Raw genomic sequence first — 15,568 nt, 5'->3', positions numbered from 1 at the left:
ATCTCAATTACCCGTTTAAATCTTACACGCTCCGCCTGCACAACCGTCATCCTGCAAATCCACTTGCGTGTCATCGGCACCGTCGCGTGTATTATGGTAATACAAAGTTTTAAGGCCGTATTTATAAGCAGTCAGCAAATCTTTCAACATTTGCTTCATTGGTACGCGCCCGCCCTCAAAACGCTGCGGGTCATAACTGGTATTGGCAGAAATGGCTTGATCAACAAACTTTTGCATAATTCCCACCAGCTTGATATAGCCGTCGTTTCCTTTCATTTGCCACAGTAACTCGTAATCATTTTTCAAGCGCCTGAATTCCGGAACAACTTGTTTCAAGATACCGTCTTTCGAGGCTTTCACCGTAACCAATCCGCGCGGCGGTTCAATACCATTGGTTGCATTGGCAATCTGACTGGAGGTTTCGGAAGGCATTAAAGCAGTTAAGGTGGAGTTACGTAATCCGTGTTGCAGAATTTCAGCCCTCAGTGCCTCCCAATCCAGATGCAACGGCTCTTTGCAGATAGCATCCAAATCTTTTTTGTAAGTATCAATGGGCAATTTACCCTGAGAGTAAACTGTTTCCTTAAACAACGGACAGGCTCCATATTCTTTGGCCAAGGCAACAGAGGCTTTCAATAAATAATATTGAATTGCTTCAAAAGTTTGATGAGTCAGATTAATGGCAGAGTCATCGCTGTAACGTACGCCATGTTTTGCAAGATAATAAGCATAATTAATAACGCCTATGCCTAATGTCCGACGGTTCATCGTCGCATTATGCGCTGCTTTAACCGGATAATCCTGATAATCCAACAAAGCGTCCAAAGCACGTACGGCCAAATCTGCTAAATTCTCCAACTCATCCAGACTTTCCAATGCGCCTAAATTAAAAGCAGACAAGGTACACAGCGCAATTTCACCGTTTCCATCATTAATGTCGTTCAAAGGTTTTGTGGGCAGCGCGATTTCCAAACACAAATTGGATTGGCGAACCGGCGCCACTTTCGGATCAAACGGACTATGAGTATTGCAATGGTCAACGTTTTGTATATAAATCCTACCGGTACCGGCACGCTCTTGCATCAAGAGCGAAAACAACTCAGTTGCCGGAATCACACGTTTGCGAATATTGCTGTCTTGTTCATATTGCGTATATAAGCGCTCAAACTCATCTTGATCAGCAAAAAAAGCATCATATAAACCGGGTACTTCATGCGGTGAAAACAAAGCAATATCTCCGCCCTTAATCAGACGAGTATACAACAAGCGATTAATTTGCACGCCGTAATCCAAATGTCTTACACGGTTGTCTTCGACGCCACGGTTATTTTTCAACACCAACAAGCTTTCCACTTCGATATGCCATAACGGATAAAAAAGCGTTGCTGCCCCGCCCCGCACACCGCCTTGCGAGCAAGACTTCACGGCTGCCTGAAACATTTTGAAAAAAGGAATACAGCCCGTATGTTGTGCCTCTCCACCACGAATCGCACTGCCCAAACCGCGGATACGCCCGGCATTGATACCGATACCGGCACGTTGAGAAACATATTTTACAATCGCGCTAGTCGTAGCATTAATGCTATCCAAGCTATCGTCACACTCAATCAAGACGCACGAGCTGAATTGACGCGTCGGCGTACGCACGCCGCTCATAATCGGTGTGGGCAGGGAAATCTTAAATTGGCTCGTTGCATCGTAAAACCGTTTGATATAGTCTAGCCGATTGATTTTCGGATATTTGGCAAACAAGCACATCGCCACCAAAATATATAAAAATTGCGGCGTTTCATAAATTTCTCCGGTTACCCGGTTTTGCACCAAATATTTACCCTCAAGCTGTTTAACTGCAGCATAAGAGAACGTCATATCGCGTTCGTGTTCAATATAATCGTTCAGCTCGTTAAATTCAGCTTCGGTATAATCGTTCAACAGGTGTTTATCATATTTGCCTGCTGTTACCAGCTTGGTAACATGCTCAAGCAAATGGGGGGGCTCATATTGGCCATAAGCAATTTTACGCAAATGAAAAATAGCCAATCGCGCAGCCAAATATTGATAGTCCGGCGATTCTTCGGAAATCAAATCCGCAGCGGCTTTAATGATGGTTTCATGAATATCATCGGTACGGATACCGTTATAAAACTGGATATGCGACTTCAGCTCAACCTGCGAAACAGAGACATTATCCAGACCTTCTGCGGCCCATGTAATCACCCGGTGAATCTTATCCAGGTCAATGTCTTCCAAGCGACCGTCACGCTTGGTCACTTTCAGGTTACTTGCATTCATCAATTTATCCTAAATTTTATATTAGTTGATATTTTACCTACAACCACTACTACCTACAACTACTTACCTAACTACCGACAAGGCAACAAAGCCTATTTGGCAAAATTCTTAAGAAAGGCTCAATTATGAGTGCAGAACAAAATAAGTTAGTCTAAGCTTCAATTAAATATTCTTTGCCACTATCCAGAAAAAGCTTTGGCTGACCTCCTTTTTCAACAACGTCTGCCGTAATTAATACGCGCTGCACATCTTTCAAATCTGGTAAAAGATACATAGTATTCAACAATGTCTTCTCTACAATCGAACGCAAACCACGCGCACCGGTTTTCCGCTCTAAAGCCAGCTTGGCAATGCTTCGCAAGGCCGCCTGTTCAATTTCCAGCTCAACACCTTCCATTGCAAATAAAGCTTGATATTGCTTCACTAAGGCATTTTTCGGCTCGGTTAGAATATTAATCAACGCGTCTTCATCCAATTCAGCCAAAGCTGCAATGACCGGCAAACGACCAATCAATTCCGGAATCAGGCCGAACTTAATCAAATCTTCCGGTTCAACCGTTTGAAACAGTTCGGTTACTTTCGAATCATCATCTTTACTATGTACCGCGGCTCCGAAGCCGATACCGCCTTTTTCCGTGCGCTGACGAATCACTTTCTCCAAACCCGCAAAAGCGCCACCGCAAATAAACAGGATATTAGTTGTGTCTACCTGAATAAACTCCTGATTCGGATGTTTGCGCCCGCCTTGTGGCGGCACGCTTGCAACGGTACCTTCAATTAATTTTAATAAAGCCTGTTGAACACCTTCGCCCGATACATCGCGGGTAATGGAAGGGTTGTCGCTTTTACGAGAAATCTTATCAATTTCGTCAATATAAACAATGCCGCGCTGCGCTTTTTCTACATCAAAATCACATTTACCCAAGAGTTTGGTAATAATCTGCTCAACGTCTTCGCCCACATAACCCGCCTCAGTCAGCGTGGTTGCATCCGCCATCACAAACGGCACATCCAATTTCCGTGCCAGCGATTGCGCCAATAGGGTTTTACCCGAACCGGTCGGGCCGATTAACAAGATATTGCTTTTCGACAATTCGACACTGCCGCCCTCTTTAGGATGGTTCAAACGCTTATAATGGTTATACACGGCCACCGCCAGCGCCTTTTTGGCCTGCTCCTGCCCGATAACATGGTCGTTCAGATTGCCAACAATCTCCGCCGGAGTCGGAAGTTTGCCCGACAAAGTAGCATTGCCCTTTTCCATTCCTCCGCTGCTTTGTTCAGACGCAGACCCCTCTCCCAGCATCACACCACAAGCTTCCACACATTCGTTACAAATAAACGCATGCTCGCCTTCAATCAAATTTTTTACCTCATGCTCGGCTTTTCCGCAAAAAGAACAGGTTCTGTTTTCACTCTCGGTGGTCATGATGGGCCCCAGTCTTCATTCTAAAAAACAGGCACAAAAGCGCCTGATAAAATATTAAGTATAATAATTATCCACCTTTTTTTCAAACTGCCTTTCCGTTTTTTTTAGACAGGCATAGCGTATATGCCGCAACATCTTGTCAAAAAAAGCTTAATTTACACAAGCTGTACTTTACAAAATGACATAATCTGCTCAAAATAAATAGAGTTCGGTTACCGACTTAAATTTTCACATTTCATCGGTAACCAATTCTATTATTTATAGAATTAAAATTTCCTACTATTATAATTCATTATTCAAACTTAATTTTGAACATCAACAAAGCGGAATTTCTTATGCTGATGAAACATACCCGTAAAAACATTCTGACATTATGCCTAAGCCTTGGTTTGGCTGTTTCTTTCCCTGCCTCTGCAGACGACCTTGACGTACTCGGCCAATTCCTCGAACAAAACTATCCCACCGAAAAAGACCCTATCGGCAACTTCATTGCTGAAAATCCTGCCCAGCAAATCGAAATGCAAGCCGCAGCAGCAGGCCCGTTGCTCGCTTCCCAGTCCGCCTTAATCATGAATAACAAAACCGGAGAAATCCTGTTTCAGAAAAATGTTAACCGCGTGATGCCGATTGCTTCCATTTCCAAACTGATGTCTGCCATGGTTGTATTGGATGGCGGGCAAAGCATGAATGACGAAATTACCATTACCGAGGATGAAATCGATCACAAAAAAGGTACCAGCAGCCGTCTTCCCGTAGGCACAACCCTTACCCGCGGCCAGCTGCTCCACTTGAGCCTGATGTCGAGCGAAAATCGCGCCACCCATGCGCTTGGACGCAGCTACCCCGGCGGCATCAATGCCTTTGTTGCCGAAATGAACAAAAAAGCCCAATCATTAGGAATGACTCATAGCCGCTTCTACGAACCGACCGGCTTGGATTATCGCAACGTCTCCACAGCCAGCGATTTGAGCAAAATGGTTGCGGCGGCCAGTCGCTACCCTAAAATCCGCCAGTTGAGCACCTCTACCTACGGTTCGGTTTATACAGGCTCCGGCAGACAAAATTATAAAAATTCCAATGCCTTGGTACGCGAAGGCTCATGGAATATCGAATTACAAAAAACCGGATACATCCGTGAATCAGGCCGTTCGATGGTGGTCAAAGCCAATGTTCAGAACCAACCTGTTACCATCATTTTGCTCAATTCGCCCACCTCGGCTACCCGCGTCAACGATGCCCACCGCATCGAATCCTGGATGCACCAACAACGTCCGTCTTAATCGGCATATAAAAATGCCTGTCTGAAACAATTCAGACAGGCATTTTTTATAACATATACAACCGGTTAACAACCAGGCAGACCTAATATTCTTGCGATTTCTTGATCATTGCATCATATGATTCAGCCAACGTTTATCGCATAATAGCTTACATACATCCTTCATTCTGGCATAGTGTAAATAAGGAGACTCCCGCCTCTCGGATTTTCGCCCCGCCGGGCAAATCGGTAAATTCCAAAATAGCCGTTGCTTCAACCACTTCCGCACCCAATTTACGAATCAATGCCACGCCCGCCGACATCGTACCGCCGGTGGCAACCAAATCATCTACCAACAGCACCCTAGAACCCGGCTGCATCGCATCCGTATGAATCTCGACCGTTGCCTCGCCATATTCAAGAGAATAGCTTTGTGAAACCGTTTCATAAGGCAATTTACCTTTTTTACGGATAGGCACGAATCCGACATTCAACTGATAAGCCAGCGCTGCGCCGATAATGAAACCGCGCGCATCCAGCCCTGCCACAATATCAATTCTCTGCCCCATATAGCGATAGACCAGCAAATCAACCAGCAAACGGAAATACTGCGGGCTTTGCAAAACCGGCGTTATATCATGAAATAAAATCCCGGGTTCCGGCCAATTCGGAATTTTACGGATTTTCTCTGCTAACTCGCGAACACCCATTGCATCGGTATGCGTTAACATCATAAGCTGTCTTTTCTCAAATAAATGACGCTGAAAAGCGTTGTAACAAAATTCAGGCAGCCTTCTCATTCGGCTGCCGTTTTAAAACGTTAGCGGATCAGCCGATTAAACCCGCGTTACCCTGCGCACTTGCGGAATGTGGTGCAAAGCGTGCGTAATACGGTTAAGCTGCGCCAAATCTTTGGTTTTGATACAAAATTTAAATTCAATAAACCCTTCGCTACCCGCCTGACTCTGCGATGGTGTCTCCACAGCTTCAATATCCGCCCCTTCGCCCGACAAAGCTTGCGCCATTGCGGCAAGCAATCCATGCGTATCTTCTGAGGCCACCAGAATATTGGTACGGTAAGTTCGATTCTGAATCGCATCCCAATCGGCATCAAGCTGCTGATCCGGTGCAGCTTTCAAAATATTGGGGCAATTATCGCGGTGGATAATCATACCTTGGTCTTTGATAATGACGGCGCGAATGGCATCGCCCGGAATCGGATTGCAACATTGTCCCAAATGCACGCGGCCTGTTTCATTGCCGTTGATTTTAATCGGGCTGAGTTTAACTTCATCGCCCAAATGTTTGCCTGCCAATTCCGCGATATGCATGGCCACAGATGCCGGCAATGTATGCCCCATACCTACGTTATACAGCACATCTTCAAACGTGGTTTGCTGATTGTTCAAATCAACCAAATAAGCTTCTTTCAATTCTTCCGACAAGAGTATGTTTTGCGGCAGCAAACTGGATAATGCCTTTTGCAGCAGGTTTTCACCCAAAACAATGGCATCTTGACGGTTCATATTCTTAATATAATTCCGGATGGCGCTTCTGGCACGGCTGGACACGGCAAAATTGAGCCACGCCGCACTCGGGCGAGCTTGTTCAGAAGTGATGATTTCCACCGTATCGCCGGTTTTCAATTGAGTACGCAACGGCATGGCGATTTTATTGATACGCGCGGCAATACATCTATGCCCGACATCAGTATGGACGGCGTATGCGAAATCAATTGGCGTAGCGCCTTTAGGCAACACAAAAATCTTACCCTTAGGCGTAAAGATATATACTTCATTGGGAAACAAATCGACTTTAACATGCTCTAAAAATTCAGTCGCACTGGCGCTACGAGCCTGTATATCCAAAATATTTTGTAACCAATTATTGGTATTGAGCGTTGCCTGATCCAGCTTGTCATCACCTGACTTATATGCCCAATGACTGGCCACTCCGCCCTCAGCCACCGCTTCCATGCCGCGCGTTCTGATTTGTACTTCAATAGGCAAGCCGTACGGCCCTGTTAAAGTGGTGTGCAGGCTTTGGTAGCCGTTGCTTTTAGGGATGGCGATATAATCTTTGATTTTACCCGGCTTGGGTTTGTACAATTGGTGCAGTGCGCCCAATGCCGCATAACAAGCGGGAATATTATTTACAATCACGCGGAAGCCATAAATATCCATGACTTCATCGAAATGGATATTCTTATTGCGCATTTTTTGATAAATGCTGTACAGGTTTTTTTCTCGACCTTTAATTTGCGCTTCAATGCTCGCACCGACCAAACATTGGCTGAAAGCAACCAACACTTTGCCAACTACATCATGATGCTCACGACGAAACGTGCTCATTGCTTTGCGCAACGCTTCATAACGGTTAGGATAAATATTCTGGAAAGATAAATCTTGTAGTTCGCGGTAAGCGTTATTCAAGCCAATACGGTTGGCAATCGGAGCGTAGATTTCCAATGTCTCACTGGCGATACGGCGGCGTTTTTCCAAGCGCATGGAACCTAAAGTGCGCATATTGTGCAAGCGATCCGAGAGCTTAACGATAATCACGCGCACATCTTTGGTCATAGCCAGAATCAGCTTGCGGAAACTTTCCGCTTGATGCTCTGCCGCACTGCCGTATTCCAGTTTTTCTAATTTAGACAGGCCATCTACCATATCGGCGATGGTGTCACCGAATTCAGAGGCCAATTCAGCTTTAGTGGTACCCGTATCCTCTAACACATCATGCATCAAACCCGCGCTCAGGGTTTGGATATCCATATGCCATTTTGCCAATTCGGTTGCTACGGCAATCGGATGGGTAATATAAGGTTCGCCGCTTTTTCGGGTTTGTCCGTCATGCGCATGAAAAGCATAGGCGCAGGCTTTTTCCAGCTGAATCAATTCATCTGGATTAAGATAGGTTGTGGTACGAAAAAGCAGGCTGCGCGCTTGTACGGTTAACGGATCGTAGTCAGCGGAAGGTAGTGGCGCGGGCATAGCGATCAAAGGCCTGTTATTTGTTACGCTTCAGAATATCAACGGTAATCTGGCCTGCGGCGATTTCGCGCAAAGCCGTTACGGTTGCTTTATTGTGTCGAACATCGTCAACCAACGGAATAGTGCCGTTTTCCAATTGACGGGCGCGAAGAGCTGCGGTCAAAGTTAAGTCGAAATGATTGGGGATTTTGCCGATGCAATCTTCTACGGTGATACGTGCCATTTTATTTATTCTTTCTTAATTTAAAGTTTAAAATAGTATTTCTTGGTATTTTCGCTAAATTTCAAGAATTTTCCAATAGGTTTTCAATAAACTGCTTTTGATTCGATTGTTTTAATCTATGAGATCTAATAATGTGCAATAAATTTGCTTCCGCCTCTTCCAACTTATCGTTAACAACCAGATAGTCAAACAAAAGCGATTGTTCAATTTCGTTGCGTGCTTCATTCAGCCGTTTTTGCACGACTTCGGCGCTGTCGGTTGCCCGCCCCCGCAAACGTTCGGCCAAAACCTGAAGAGAAGGCGGCAGAATAAAAATGCTCACTGCGTCGGGAAGTGCCCGACGAACTTGCTCCGCGCCTTGCACGTCTATCTCTAAAATCACGTCATAGCCTTGTTCCTGCAAAGTTTTGACACCTTGGATAGTGGTGCCGTAATAATTACCGAATACGTTTGCATATTCCAGAAACGCGGCTTCGCCAATCAATTGCTCAAACTGCGCCGTATCAACAAAATGGTAATGTTTTCCATTAATTTCGCCTTCGCGAGGTTGGCGCGTGGTATGGGAAACGGAAACTTGAATATCGTGATTGTGTTGGAGCAAACGGGAAACCAAAGTGGTTTTCCCTGTACCGGAAGCGGCCGATATGATGAAAATATTACCTTTTTTCTGGGTATTCATAATGGTTGCCGAACAATTTGCGTGAATTTTTAATTATACCGCAGGCATTTGAATTCGGACAATAAAAGCCAACCTCCGAAGCAACGTTTTTCAAAAAAGCCTGTCTGAACGTTTCAGACAGGCTTTTTATTATTCAAATATCAACGCAGCAAATAATCGGTTTACTGTTAAAATATCAGTTACGCCAAACTCCTCAAGCTGCCTGAAATTTTTTCCGGCAGCTAAACGTTATTGAACATTATGAATTCCTACCCTATTCCCGCTCCTTCGCAAAAATCCCGTTGGGAAGACCTGAGCCCCGGCAGCCTGCCTTGGGCACTAACCCAGAACCTACCGGAGCAACCTTTAAAAGTCATCCTTACTCAAGATGTCGAACAGGCGCTGAGGCTGCAAACCGCATGGCAATTTTTCCGACCGCAAGATACTGCCGTATTCCTGCCCGACTGGGAAACGCTGCCCTACGAGCGGTTTTCTCCGCATCAGGATTTGGTATCGGAACGCCTTGCCGCCTTATGGCAAATCAAGCAAGGGCTGGCCGATGCCGTATTCGTACCGGTGGCCACGGCCATGCAGCGCCTTACTCCTGTCTCTTTTCTGCTCGGGCGGACTTTCTGGCTGAAAACCGGTCAAACTTTAAACATCGATGCGCTGCGGGAGAATCTGGTTGAAGCCGGTTACGACCATGTATCCAACGTTATCAGAGCGGGCGAATTCGCTGTGCGCGGCGGTATTCTGGATATTTTCCCGATGGGCAGCGAATGGCCTTATCGTTTGGATTTGTTCGGCGACGAAATAGACAGCATTAAAACATTCGATCCCGATAGCCAACGCACGCTTTCCCCCGTATCCGAAATCCGCCTGTTGCCGGCGCACGAATTTCCCACCGACGATGAAGCGCAAAAAATCTTTCGTACCCGCTTCCGCGAAGAAATCGATGCCGACCACACACCTGCCGCCGTATACAAGGCCGTCAGCAACGGTCATTTCGGCGCCGGAGTTGAATATTATCTGCCGTTGTTTTTTGAAAACGAATTGGCAACATTATTCGACTATATCGGCAACGAAGCATTGATGGTCTGCGTTGGCGACATCCACGCCGAGGCACGCCGTTTTTATACCGACATCAAAACCCGCTTCAAAATGGCACAAGGCGACGAAACTTACCCGCCTTTGCATCCACAGCATTTGTATCTCAATGAAGACCAATTTGCCGCTGGACTGAAACCCTATCCAAAAATTCTGCCTGATTTAAACGGCAGCAGCCACACCTTGCCCGACGTTGCCGTCAACCGCCAATCCGAAACGCCGCTGGCCGCATTACAAAGTTTTCAGACAGGCTTCAACGGCAATATTCTGCTGTGCGCTGAAAGCGCCGGCCGCCGTGAAACCATGCTCGGTTTTTTCGCTCAGCACGGCTTAAAACCGAAAAGCGTGGACGGCTGGCAGGTATTTTTGGCAAACGATACGCCCTTGGCGATTACCGTTACGCCACTGGCTTACGGCTTTCGGCTACCCGTACAATGCCTGTCTGAAAAGCCTGTTGCCGTCATTACCGAATCCGAGCTATACCAATACGTTGCCAAAAGCCGCAATGTACGGCGCAAGAAACACTCTCAGGTTTCAGACGGCCTCCTGCGCGACTTGGCAGAAATCAACATCGGCGATCCCGTGGTGCATGAAGAACACGGCATCGGCCGCTATATGGGCTTGGTCAGCATGGATTTAGGCGAAGGCGTCAATGAGATGATGCTTTTGGAATATTCAGGCGAAGCCCAGCTCTATGTACCTGTCTCGCAGCTGCATTTAATCAGCCGTTATTCAGGGCAAGCACATGAAAACGTGCAGTTACACAAGCTCGGCAGCGCGGCTTGGAACAAAGCCAAACACAAAGCCGCCGAAAAAGCACGCGATACGGCTGCCGAGCTGCTCAATCTCTACGCCCAGCGTGCCGCCCAAGAAGGCTTTAAGTTCAGCTTCAACGAGCTGGATTATCAAGCCTTTGCCGATGGTTTCGGCTACGAGGAAACCGAAGACCAAGCCGCCGCCATTGCCGCCGTGATTCAAGATCTCATTCAAGCCAAACCGATGGATAGATTGGTGTGCGGTGATGTCGGATTCGGCAAAACCGAAGTGGCTTTGCGCGCCGCATTCGTTGCCGCCATGAGCGGCAAACAGGTTGCCGTGCTTGCCCCCACCACTCTGCTGGTAGAACAGCATGCGCAAAATTTTGCCGACCGCTTCGCCGATTTTCCGGTTAAAACCGCCCAACTTTCGCGCTTCAACAGCAGCAAAGAAACCAAAGCCACGCTGGCCGGTATGGCTGACGGCACAGTGGATATCGTAATCGGCACGCACAAATTGGTGCAAGACGACATCAAATTTAAAAATTTGGGCTTGGTCATCATTGATGAAGAACACCGCTTCGGCGTACGTCAAAAAGAACAGCTCAAACGCCTGCGTGCCAACGTCGACATTCTCACCCTAACCGCCACCCCGATTCCGCGCACGCTCAGCATGGCATTGGAAGGTTTACGCGATTTTTCGCTGATTACTACCGCACCCAGCCGTCGCCTAGCGGTTAAAACCTTCGTCAAACCATACAGCGAAGGCAGTGTGCGTGAAGCTGTGCTGCGCGAATTAAAACGCGGCGGCCAAGTATTCTTCCTGCACAACGAAGTAGAAACCATCGAAAACACGCGCGAACGGCTGGAAGCCTTGTTGCCGGAAGCCCGCATCGGCGTGGCGCACGGTCAATTGCGCGAACGAGAGCTGGAGCAAGTGATGCGTGATTTCCTACAACAGAAATTCAACGTATTGCTGTGTTCCACCATCATCGAAACCGGCATCGACATTCCGAACGCCAACACCATTATCATCAACCGCGCCGATAAATTCGGCTTGGCGCAGCTGCACCAACTACGCGGACGCGTCGGACGCAGCCACCACCAAGCCTATGCCTACCTACTCACACCCGAATACATCACCAAAGATGCCGAAAAACGCCTTGATGCGATTGCGGCGGCCGATGAACTTGGAGCAGGTTTCACGTTGGCAATGCAGGATTTGGAAATACGCGGCGCCGGCGAAATACTCGGTGAAGGACAAAGCGGCGAAATGATACAAGTCGGTTTCACGCTTTACACCGAAATGCTCAAACAAGCCGTGCGCGATTTGAAAAAAGGTCGTCAGCCTGATTTGGATGCGCCTTTAGGCGTTACTACCGAAATCAAACTGCACAGCCCTGCTTTGCTGCCTGAAAGCTATTGCCCCGACATTCACGAACGCTTGGTACTTTACAAACGCCTCGCCACTTGTGAAACCGAAGCGCAGATTAATGCGGTGCACGAAGAATTGGTCGACCGCTTCGGCTTACCGGAGCAACCTGCCAAAACCTTGATAGAAAGCCACCGCATCCGCCTGTTGGCCAAAGAGCTGGGCATAGATGCGGTGGACGCCACCTCGGAAGCGTTGACGCTGACCTTCGGCAAACACCACAATATCGACCCGGCCGACATTATTATGCTGATGCAAAGTAATAAAAACTACCGTATGGCTGGTGCTGACAAGCTGCGGGTCAGCGCAGTGATGGAAGAAGTGGAAACACGGATTCAGACCGTAAAAGCCGTATTGAAAAAATTAACAGGATAATTTTAGAGACGACGTTGCATAATATATTCGGCATGTTAAAGGGTGGGTTTTCCCCACCCTTTAAGCTAAGCGATGTAACTAAATCGGCAGCAACGCCCTATCAAACAACCTTTATTGCCGATATTAATTGGAAGACGATAAAAATAGGAAGCAAAGCACCGATAATCCAAACTAATAGCCATATCATCAAGTTATCCGCCACTCTGCGCAGCAAAACAAAGTAAACCCATGCATAAAGCCCCGCAATAGCCGAAGAAATCAAATTCGCAAAAAATTCCCCACTATTCACTAACGACCATAAAAAACCACATGCGGCATAAGCCAGTGCCCAATGCCACGCATGTGAATTTTCCTGATAAAAATGCTCTTGCATTCTCCCGAAAGCGAGTAAAACTAAAATCTCTACCATTGCCGTTACCCTTTGTTAAGTCAATTGTATGTTACGCACACCAGCCGACATTTTTTCCTATTAATCATCATCTTGAAACAAAAACTAAGAATCAGACTGAGTTAATCGTGAGAAAACGTGATTTAGGTTAGAATACCGTCATAAAAGGCAATATTAAGCAGTTATACGGCCGGCCATTTTGGGCTTTTCATTGAAATTACTAAGGATAAGCTATGCACCCTTTCCAACTTGTTATTTTCGACTGCGACGGCGTTTTGGTTGATAGCGAACGCATCGCCCACCAAGTGCTTGCCGACATGCTACGCGAATGCGGCTTGGATTTGGATTTAGCAACCATGTTTAACCATTTCATCGGTTTATCGATGGCGCAAAGCATGGCTAAAATCGAAAAGCTGCTCGGAAAAGCGCCGCCGGAAGCATTTGAAGCAAATTTCCGCCAACGAACAAATGCGGCGCTGGCAGAGGAAGTGCTGCCGGTGGTAGGCATTGAGGCGGCGCTCGATGTAATCGGCCTACCTTATTGCGTGGCATCAAGCGGGGATTTTGCAAAAATGCGTACGACATTAGGCAAAACAGGCCTGTTGCCGCGTTTTGAAGGGCGTATGTTCAGCGTGACCCAAGTCGCCGCGCCCAAACCAGCGCCGGATGTGTTTCTGCTGGCCGCCAAAACTATAGGCGTGCCGCCTGAATCTTGTGCGGTGGTGGAAGACAGCCCTACCGGCGTGCGCGCCGCGGTAGCCGCTGGAATGACGGTATTCGGTTATTGCGCGTTAACGCCACCAAGCAAACTGCTGGATGCCGGTGCGACACGGGTTTTTAACGATATGCACAAGCTACCACATCTGATTCAAGCCGGACGCGAAGCAATTTAAGCCCACAGCCGAAAATGCCTGTCTGAAATTTTCAGACAGGCATTAAACATGGTTGCGGCTGCTTGATCTATACATAAACCAACGTAAGTTTTCTTAGTTCAAGCAATAAAATGAAAAACCTCCGCTTGTTTATGGCCAGCAGAGGTTTAATTTCAAGCCGTTAATTTACTTGACGCGCATATCGCCGGTTTCGACAAAGCGTTGGTGCCAAGACAAGGCTTCGTTTAACAAATGCGGGGTATGCAGCCCGCCTGCTTTTTCGGCACGGTCGAAATAATCGCGCAACATATCCCGATAATCAGGGTGCGCGCAATTTTCGATAATCAGTTTGGCACGCTGGCGGGGCGACTTGCCGCGTAAATCGGCCATGCCTTGCTCGGTAACGATAAACATCACGTCATGCTCGGTATGGTCGTGGTGCGATACCATAGGCATAATACAAGAAATCGCACCGTCTTTCGCTACTGAAGGGCTAACGAAAAACGACCAGAACGCATTACGGGTAAAATCGCCCGAACCGCCGATACCGTTCATCATTTTGGTGCCCATGATGTGGGTGGAATTGACGTTGCCGTAAATATCGGCTTCTATCATCGCATTCATGCCGATAACGCCCAAGCGACGAATCAATTCGGGATGGTTGGTAATTTCCTGCGGGCGCAAGATGATTTTGCTGCGCAGTTTTTCGATATTATTGTTGAAACGCTCCAGCGCTTCGGGGCTGAACGACAATGCTGTAGCTGAAGCGGATTGCATTTTGCCGCTCAAAATCAAATCGAGCATACCATCTTGCAGCACTTCGGTATAGCCGGTCAAATTTTCAAACGGGCTGTCTTGCAAGCCGGCTAACACTGCATTGGCAACGTTGCCCACACCGGATTGCAAGGGCAACAGATTGGCAGGCAGACGACCCGCTTTGACTTCGTGCGAAAAGAAATCGATGATTTGTTCAGCGATGCGTTTGGAATTTGCATCGGGATCGGCAAACTTGCTGTTGCGGTCGGGCAAGTCGGTTGCGACAACGGCAACGACTTTATTCAAATCGATTTGAAAATAAGGGCTACCGATGCGATCATTCGGTGCTTCCAGCGGAATCGGTTTGCGATGCGGGGGAACGCCGATATCGTAATAGATGTCGTGCATGCCTTCCAGCAGAATATGCTGGCGGCTGTTGACTTCCAGAATGATTTTGTCGGCGGCTTTGAGCCATTCGTTATTGGTGCCTACGCCCATAGAAGGGATGATGCGGCCGTCGGGCAGAATGCCGGTGATTTCGATAACGGCAACGTCCATTTTGCCGTAAAAACCGAAACGCTGTTGTTGCTCAACGTGCGAGAGATGCATATCGACATAGTTGATTTCGCCTGCATTAATGCCGTTACGCAAAGTGGGGTCAGACTGAAAAGGCGTACGGAAATGGATGCCTTTCGCCGCGGCCAATACGCCGTCGCAATCGGCGGCGGTGGATGCGCCGGTCAGCATGCCGATGGTAAACGGCTCGCCGCGCCCGTGCGCCTCTTCCATTTGTTTGGCCAGCCCGGCCGGCACGGCTTTCGGATAACCGGCACCGGTAAAACCGCTGATACCGACGTTCATTCCGTTTTTAATGAACCCGGCAGCCTGCTCGGGCGACATGATTTTACTGCGCAATCCTTCGTGTTGTACGCGTTCCGCTGCTTGGTTTGTCATAATTGTTCTCCTTGTGTTGGCAAAGGCATCAACCTTATTTTGGTGTCAGAAAAAAGCGCGGATGGAAAAGGTTTAT

The 15,568-nt window shown here is 47.5% G+C and carries 11 protein-coding genes; 3 read left to right on the top strand and 8 right to left on the bottom strand.

All coding sequences use genetic code 11. The features are described from left to right. Positions 1-15 precede the first annotated feature (15 nt). Together nrdA and clpX are read right to left on the bottom strand one after the other, a co-directional pair. Entirely contained in the window at positions 16-2,295 is a 2,280-nt protein-coding gene (nrdA, locus tag Q4A84_RS00305) for a class 1a ribonucleoside-diphosphate reductase subunit alpha (RefSeq protein WP_303086931.1), read from the bottom strand. Positions 2,296-2,443: 148 nt separating this feature from the next. After that, positions 2,444-3,721 carry an ATP-dependent Clp protease ATP-binding subunit ClpX gene (gene clpX / locus Q4A84_RS00300; protein ID WP_303086930.1) on the bottom strand — a complete coding sequence of 426 codons (1,278 nt, stop codon included), beginning with the start codon at positions 3,719-3,721 and terminating at the stop codon, positions 2,444-2,446. Positions 3,722-4,056: 335 nt separating this feature from the next. Between clpX and Q4A84_RS00295 the strand changes: the two genes are divergently transcribed. After that, positions 4,057-5,001, top strand: coding sequence for a D-alanyl-D-alanine carboxypeptidase family protein (locus Q4A84_RS00295; RefSeq protein ID WP_303086929.1), 945 nt, complete (start codon positions 4,057-4,059; stop codon positions 4,999-5,001). Positions 5,002-5,149: 148 nt separating this feature from the next. Here Q4A84_RS00295 and Q4A84_RS00290 read toward each other — a convergent pair whose 3' ends face one another. From Q4A84_RS00290 to gmk, 4 genes are all read right to left on the bottom strand, one after another. Continuing rightward, on the bottom strand, positions 5,150-5,710 hold the full coding sequence (locus tag Q4A84_RS00290; RefSeq protein WP_303087064.1) for an adenine phosphoribosyltransferase: 561 nt from the start codon (positions 5,708-5,710) through the stop codon (positions 5,150-5,152). 105 nt (positions 5,711-5,815) lie between these two features. Continuing rightward, positions 5,816-7,972: a bifunctional (p)ppGpp synthetase/guanosine-3',5'-bis(diphosphate) 3'-pyrophosphohydrolase gene (locus Q4A84_RS00285; RefSeq protein WP_303086928.1), complete on the bottom strand. Its 2,157-nt coding sequence runs from the start codon at positions 7,970-7,972 to the stop codon at positions 5,816-5,818. Positions 7,973-7,988: 16 nt separating this feature from the next. Beyond that, positions 7,989-8,195 carry a DNA-directed RNA polymerase subunit omega gene (rpoZ, locus tag Q4A84_RS00280; RefSeq protein WP_303086927.1) on the bottom strand — a complete coding sequence of 69 codons (207 nt, stop codon included), beginning with the start codon at positions 8,193-8,195 and terminating at the stop codon, positions 7,989-7,991. 61 nt (positions 8,196-8,256) lie between these two features. Further along, positions 8,257-8,874: a guanylate kinase gene (gene gmk, locus Q4A84_RS00275; RefSeq protein WP_303086926.1), complete on the bottom strand. Its 618-nt coding sequence runs from the start codon at positions 8,872-8,874 to the stop codon at positions 8,257-8,259. Between the two features lie 240 nt (positions 8,875-9,114). On the opposite strand from gmk, the gene mfd reads away from it, so the two are divergent. Then, positions 9,115-12,522 carry a transcription-repair coupling factor gene (mfd, locus tag Q4A84_RS00270; RefSeq protein ID WP_303086925.1) on the top strand — a complete coding sequence of 1,136 codons (3,408 nt, stop codon included), beginning with the start codon at positions 9,115-9,117 and terminating at the stop codon, positions 12,520-12,522. Positions 12,523-12,622: 100 nt separating this feature from the next. On the opposite strand, the gene Q4A84_RS00265 is transcribed toward mfd, so the two are convergent. After that, complete coding sequence (locus Q4A84_RS00265; protein WP_303086924.1) at positions 12,623-12,931, bottom strand: hypothetical protein; 309 nt, start codon at positions 12,929-12,931, stop codon at positions 12,623-12,625. Positions 12,932-13,143: 212 nt separating this feature from the next. Between Q4A84_RS00265 and Q4A84_RS00260 the strand changes: the two genes are divergently transcribed. After that, positions 13,144-13,803 carry an HAD family phosphatase gene (locus tag Q4A84_RS00260; RefSeq protein WP_303086923.1) on the top strand — a complete coding sequence of 220 codons (660 nt, stop codon included), beginning with the start codon at positions 13,144-13,146 and terminating at the stop codon, positions 13,801-13,803. 165 nt (positions 13,804-13,968) lie between these two features. Here the strand turns inward: Q4A84_RS00260 and Q4A84_RS00255 are convergent, their stop codons facing one another. Continuing rightward, positions 13,969-15,492, bottom strand: a complete 1,524-nt coding sequence (locus tag Q4A84_RS00255; RefSeq protein WP_303086922.1) for an acetyl-CoA hydrolase/transferase family protein — start codon at positions 15,490-15,492, stop codon at positions 13,969-13,971. Between the last annotated feature and the right edge of the window lie 76 nt (positions 15,493-15,568).

Source organism: Neisseria sp., from assembly GCF_030527965.1.
Lineage (GTDB): Bacteria > Pseudomonadota > Gammaproteobacteria > Burkholderiales > Neisseriaceae > Neisseria.
Note: the sequence above shows the minus strand (reverse complement) of the source record. Positions and strands in the feature narration are given on the sequence as shown.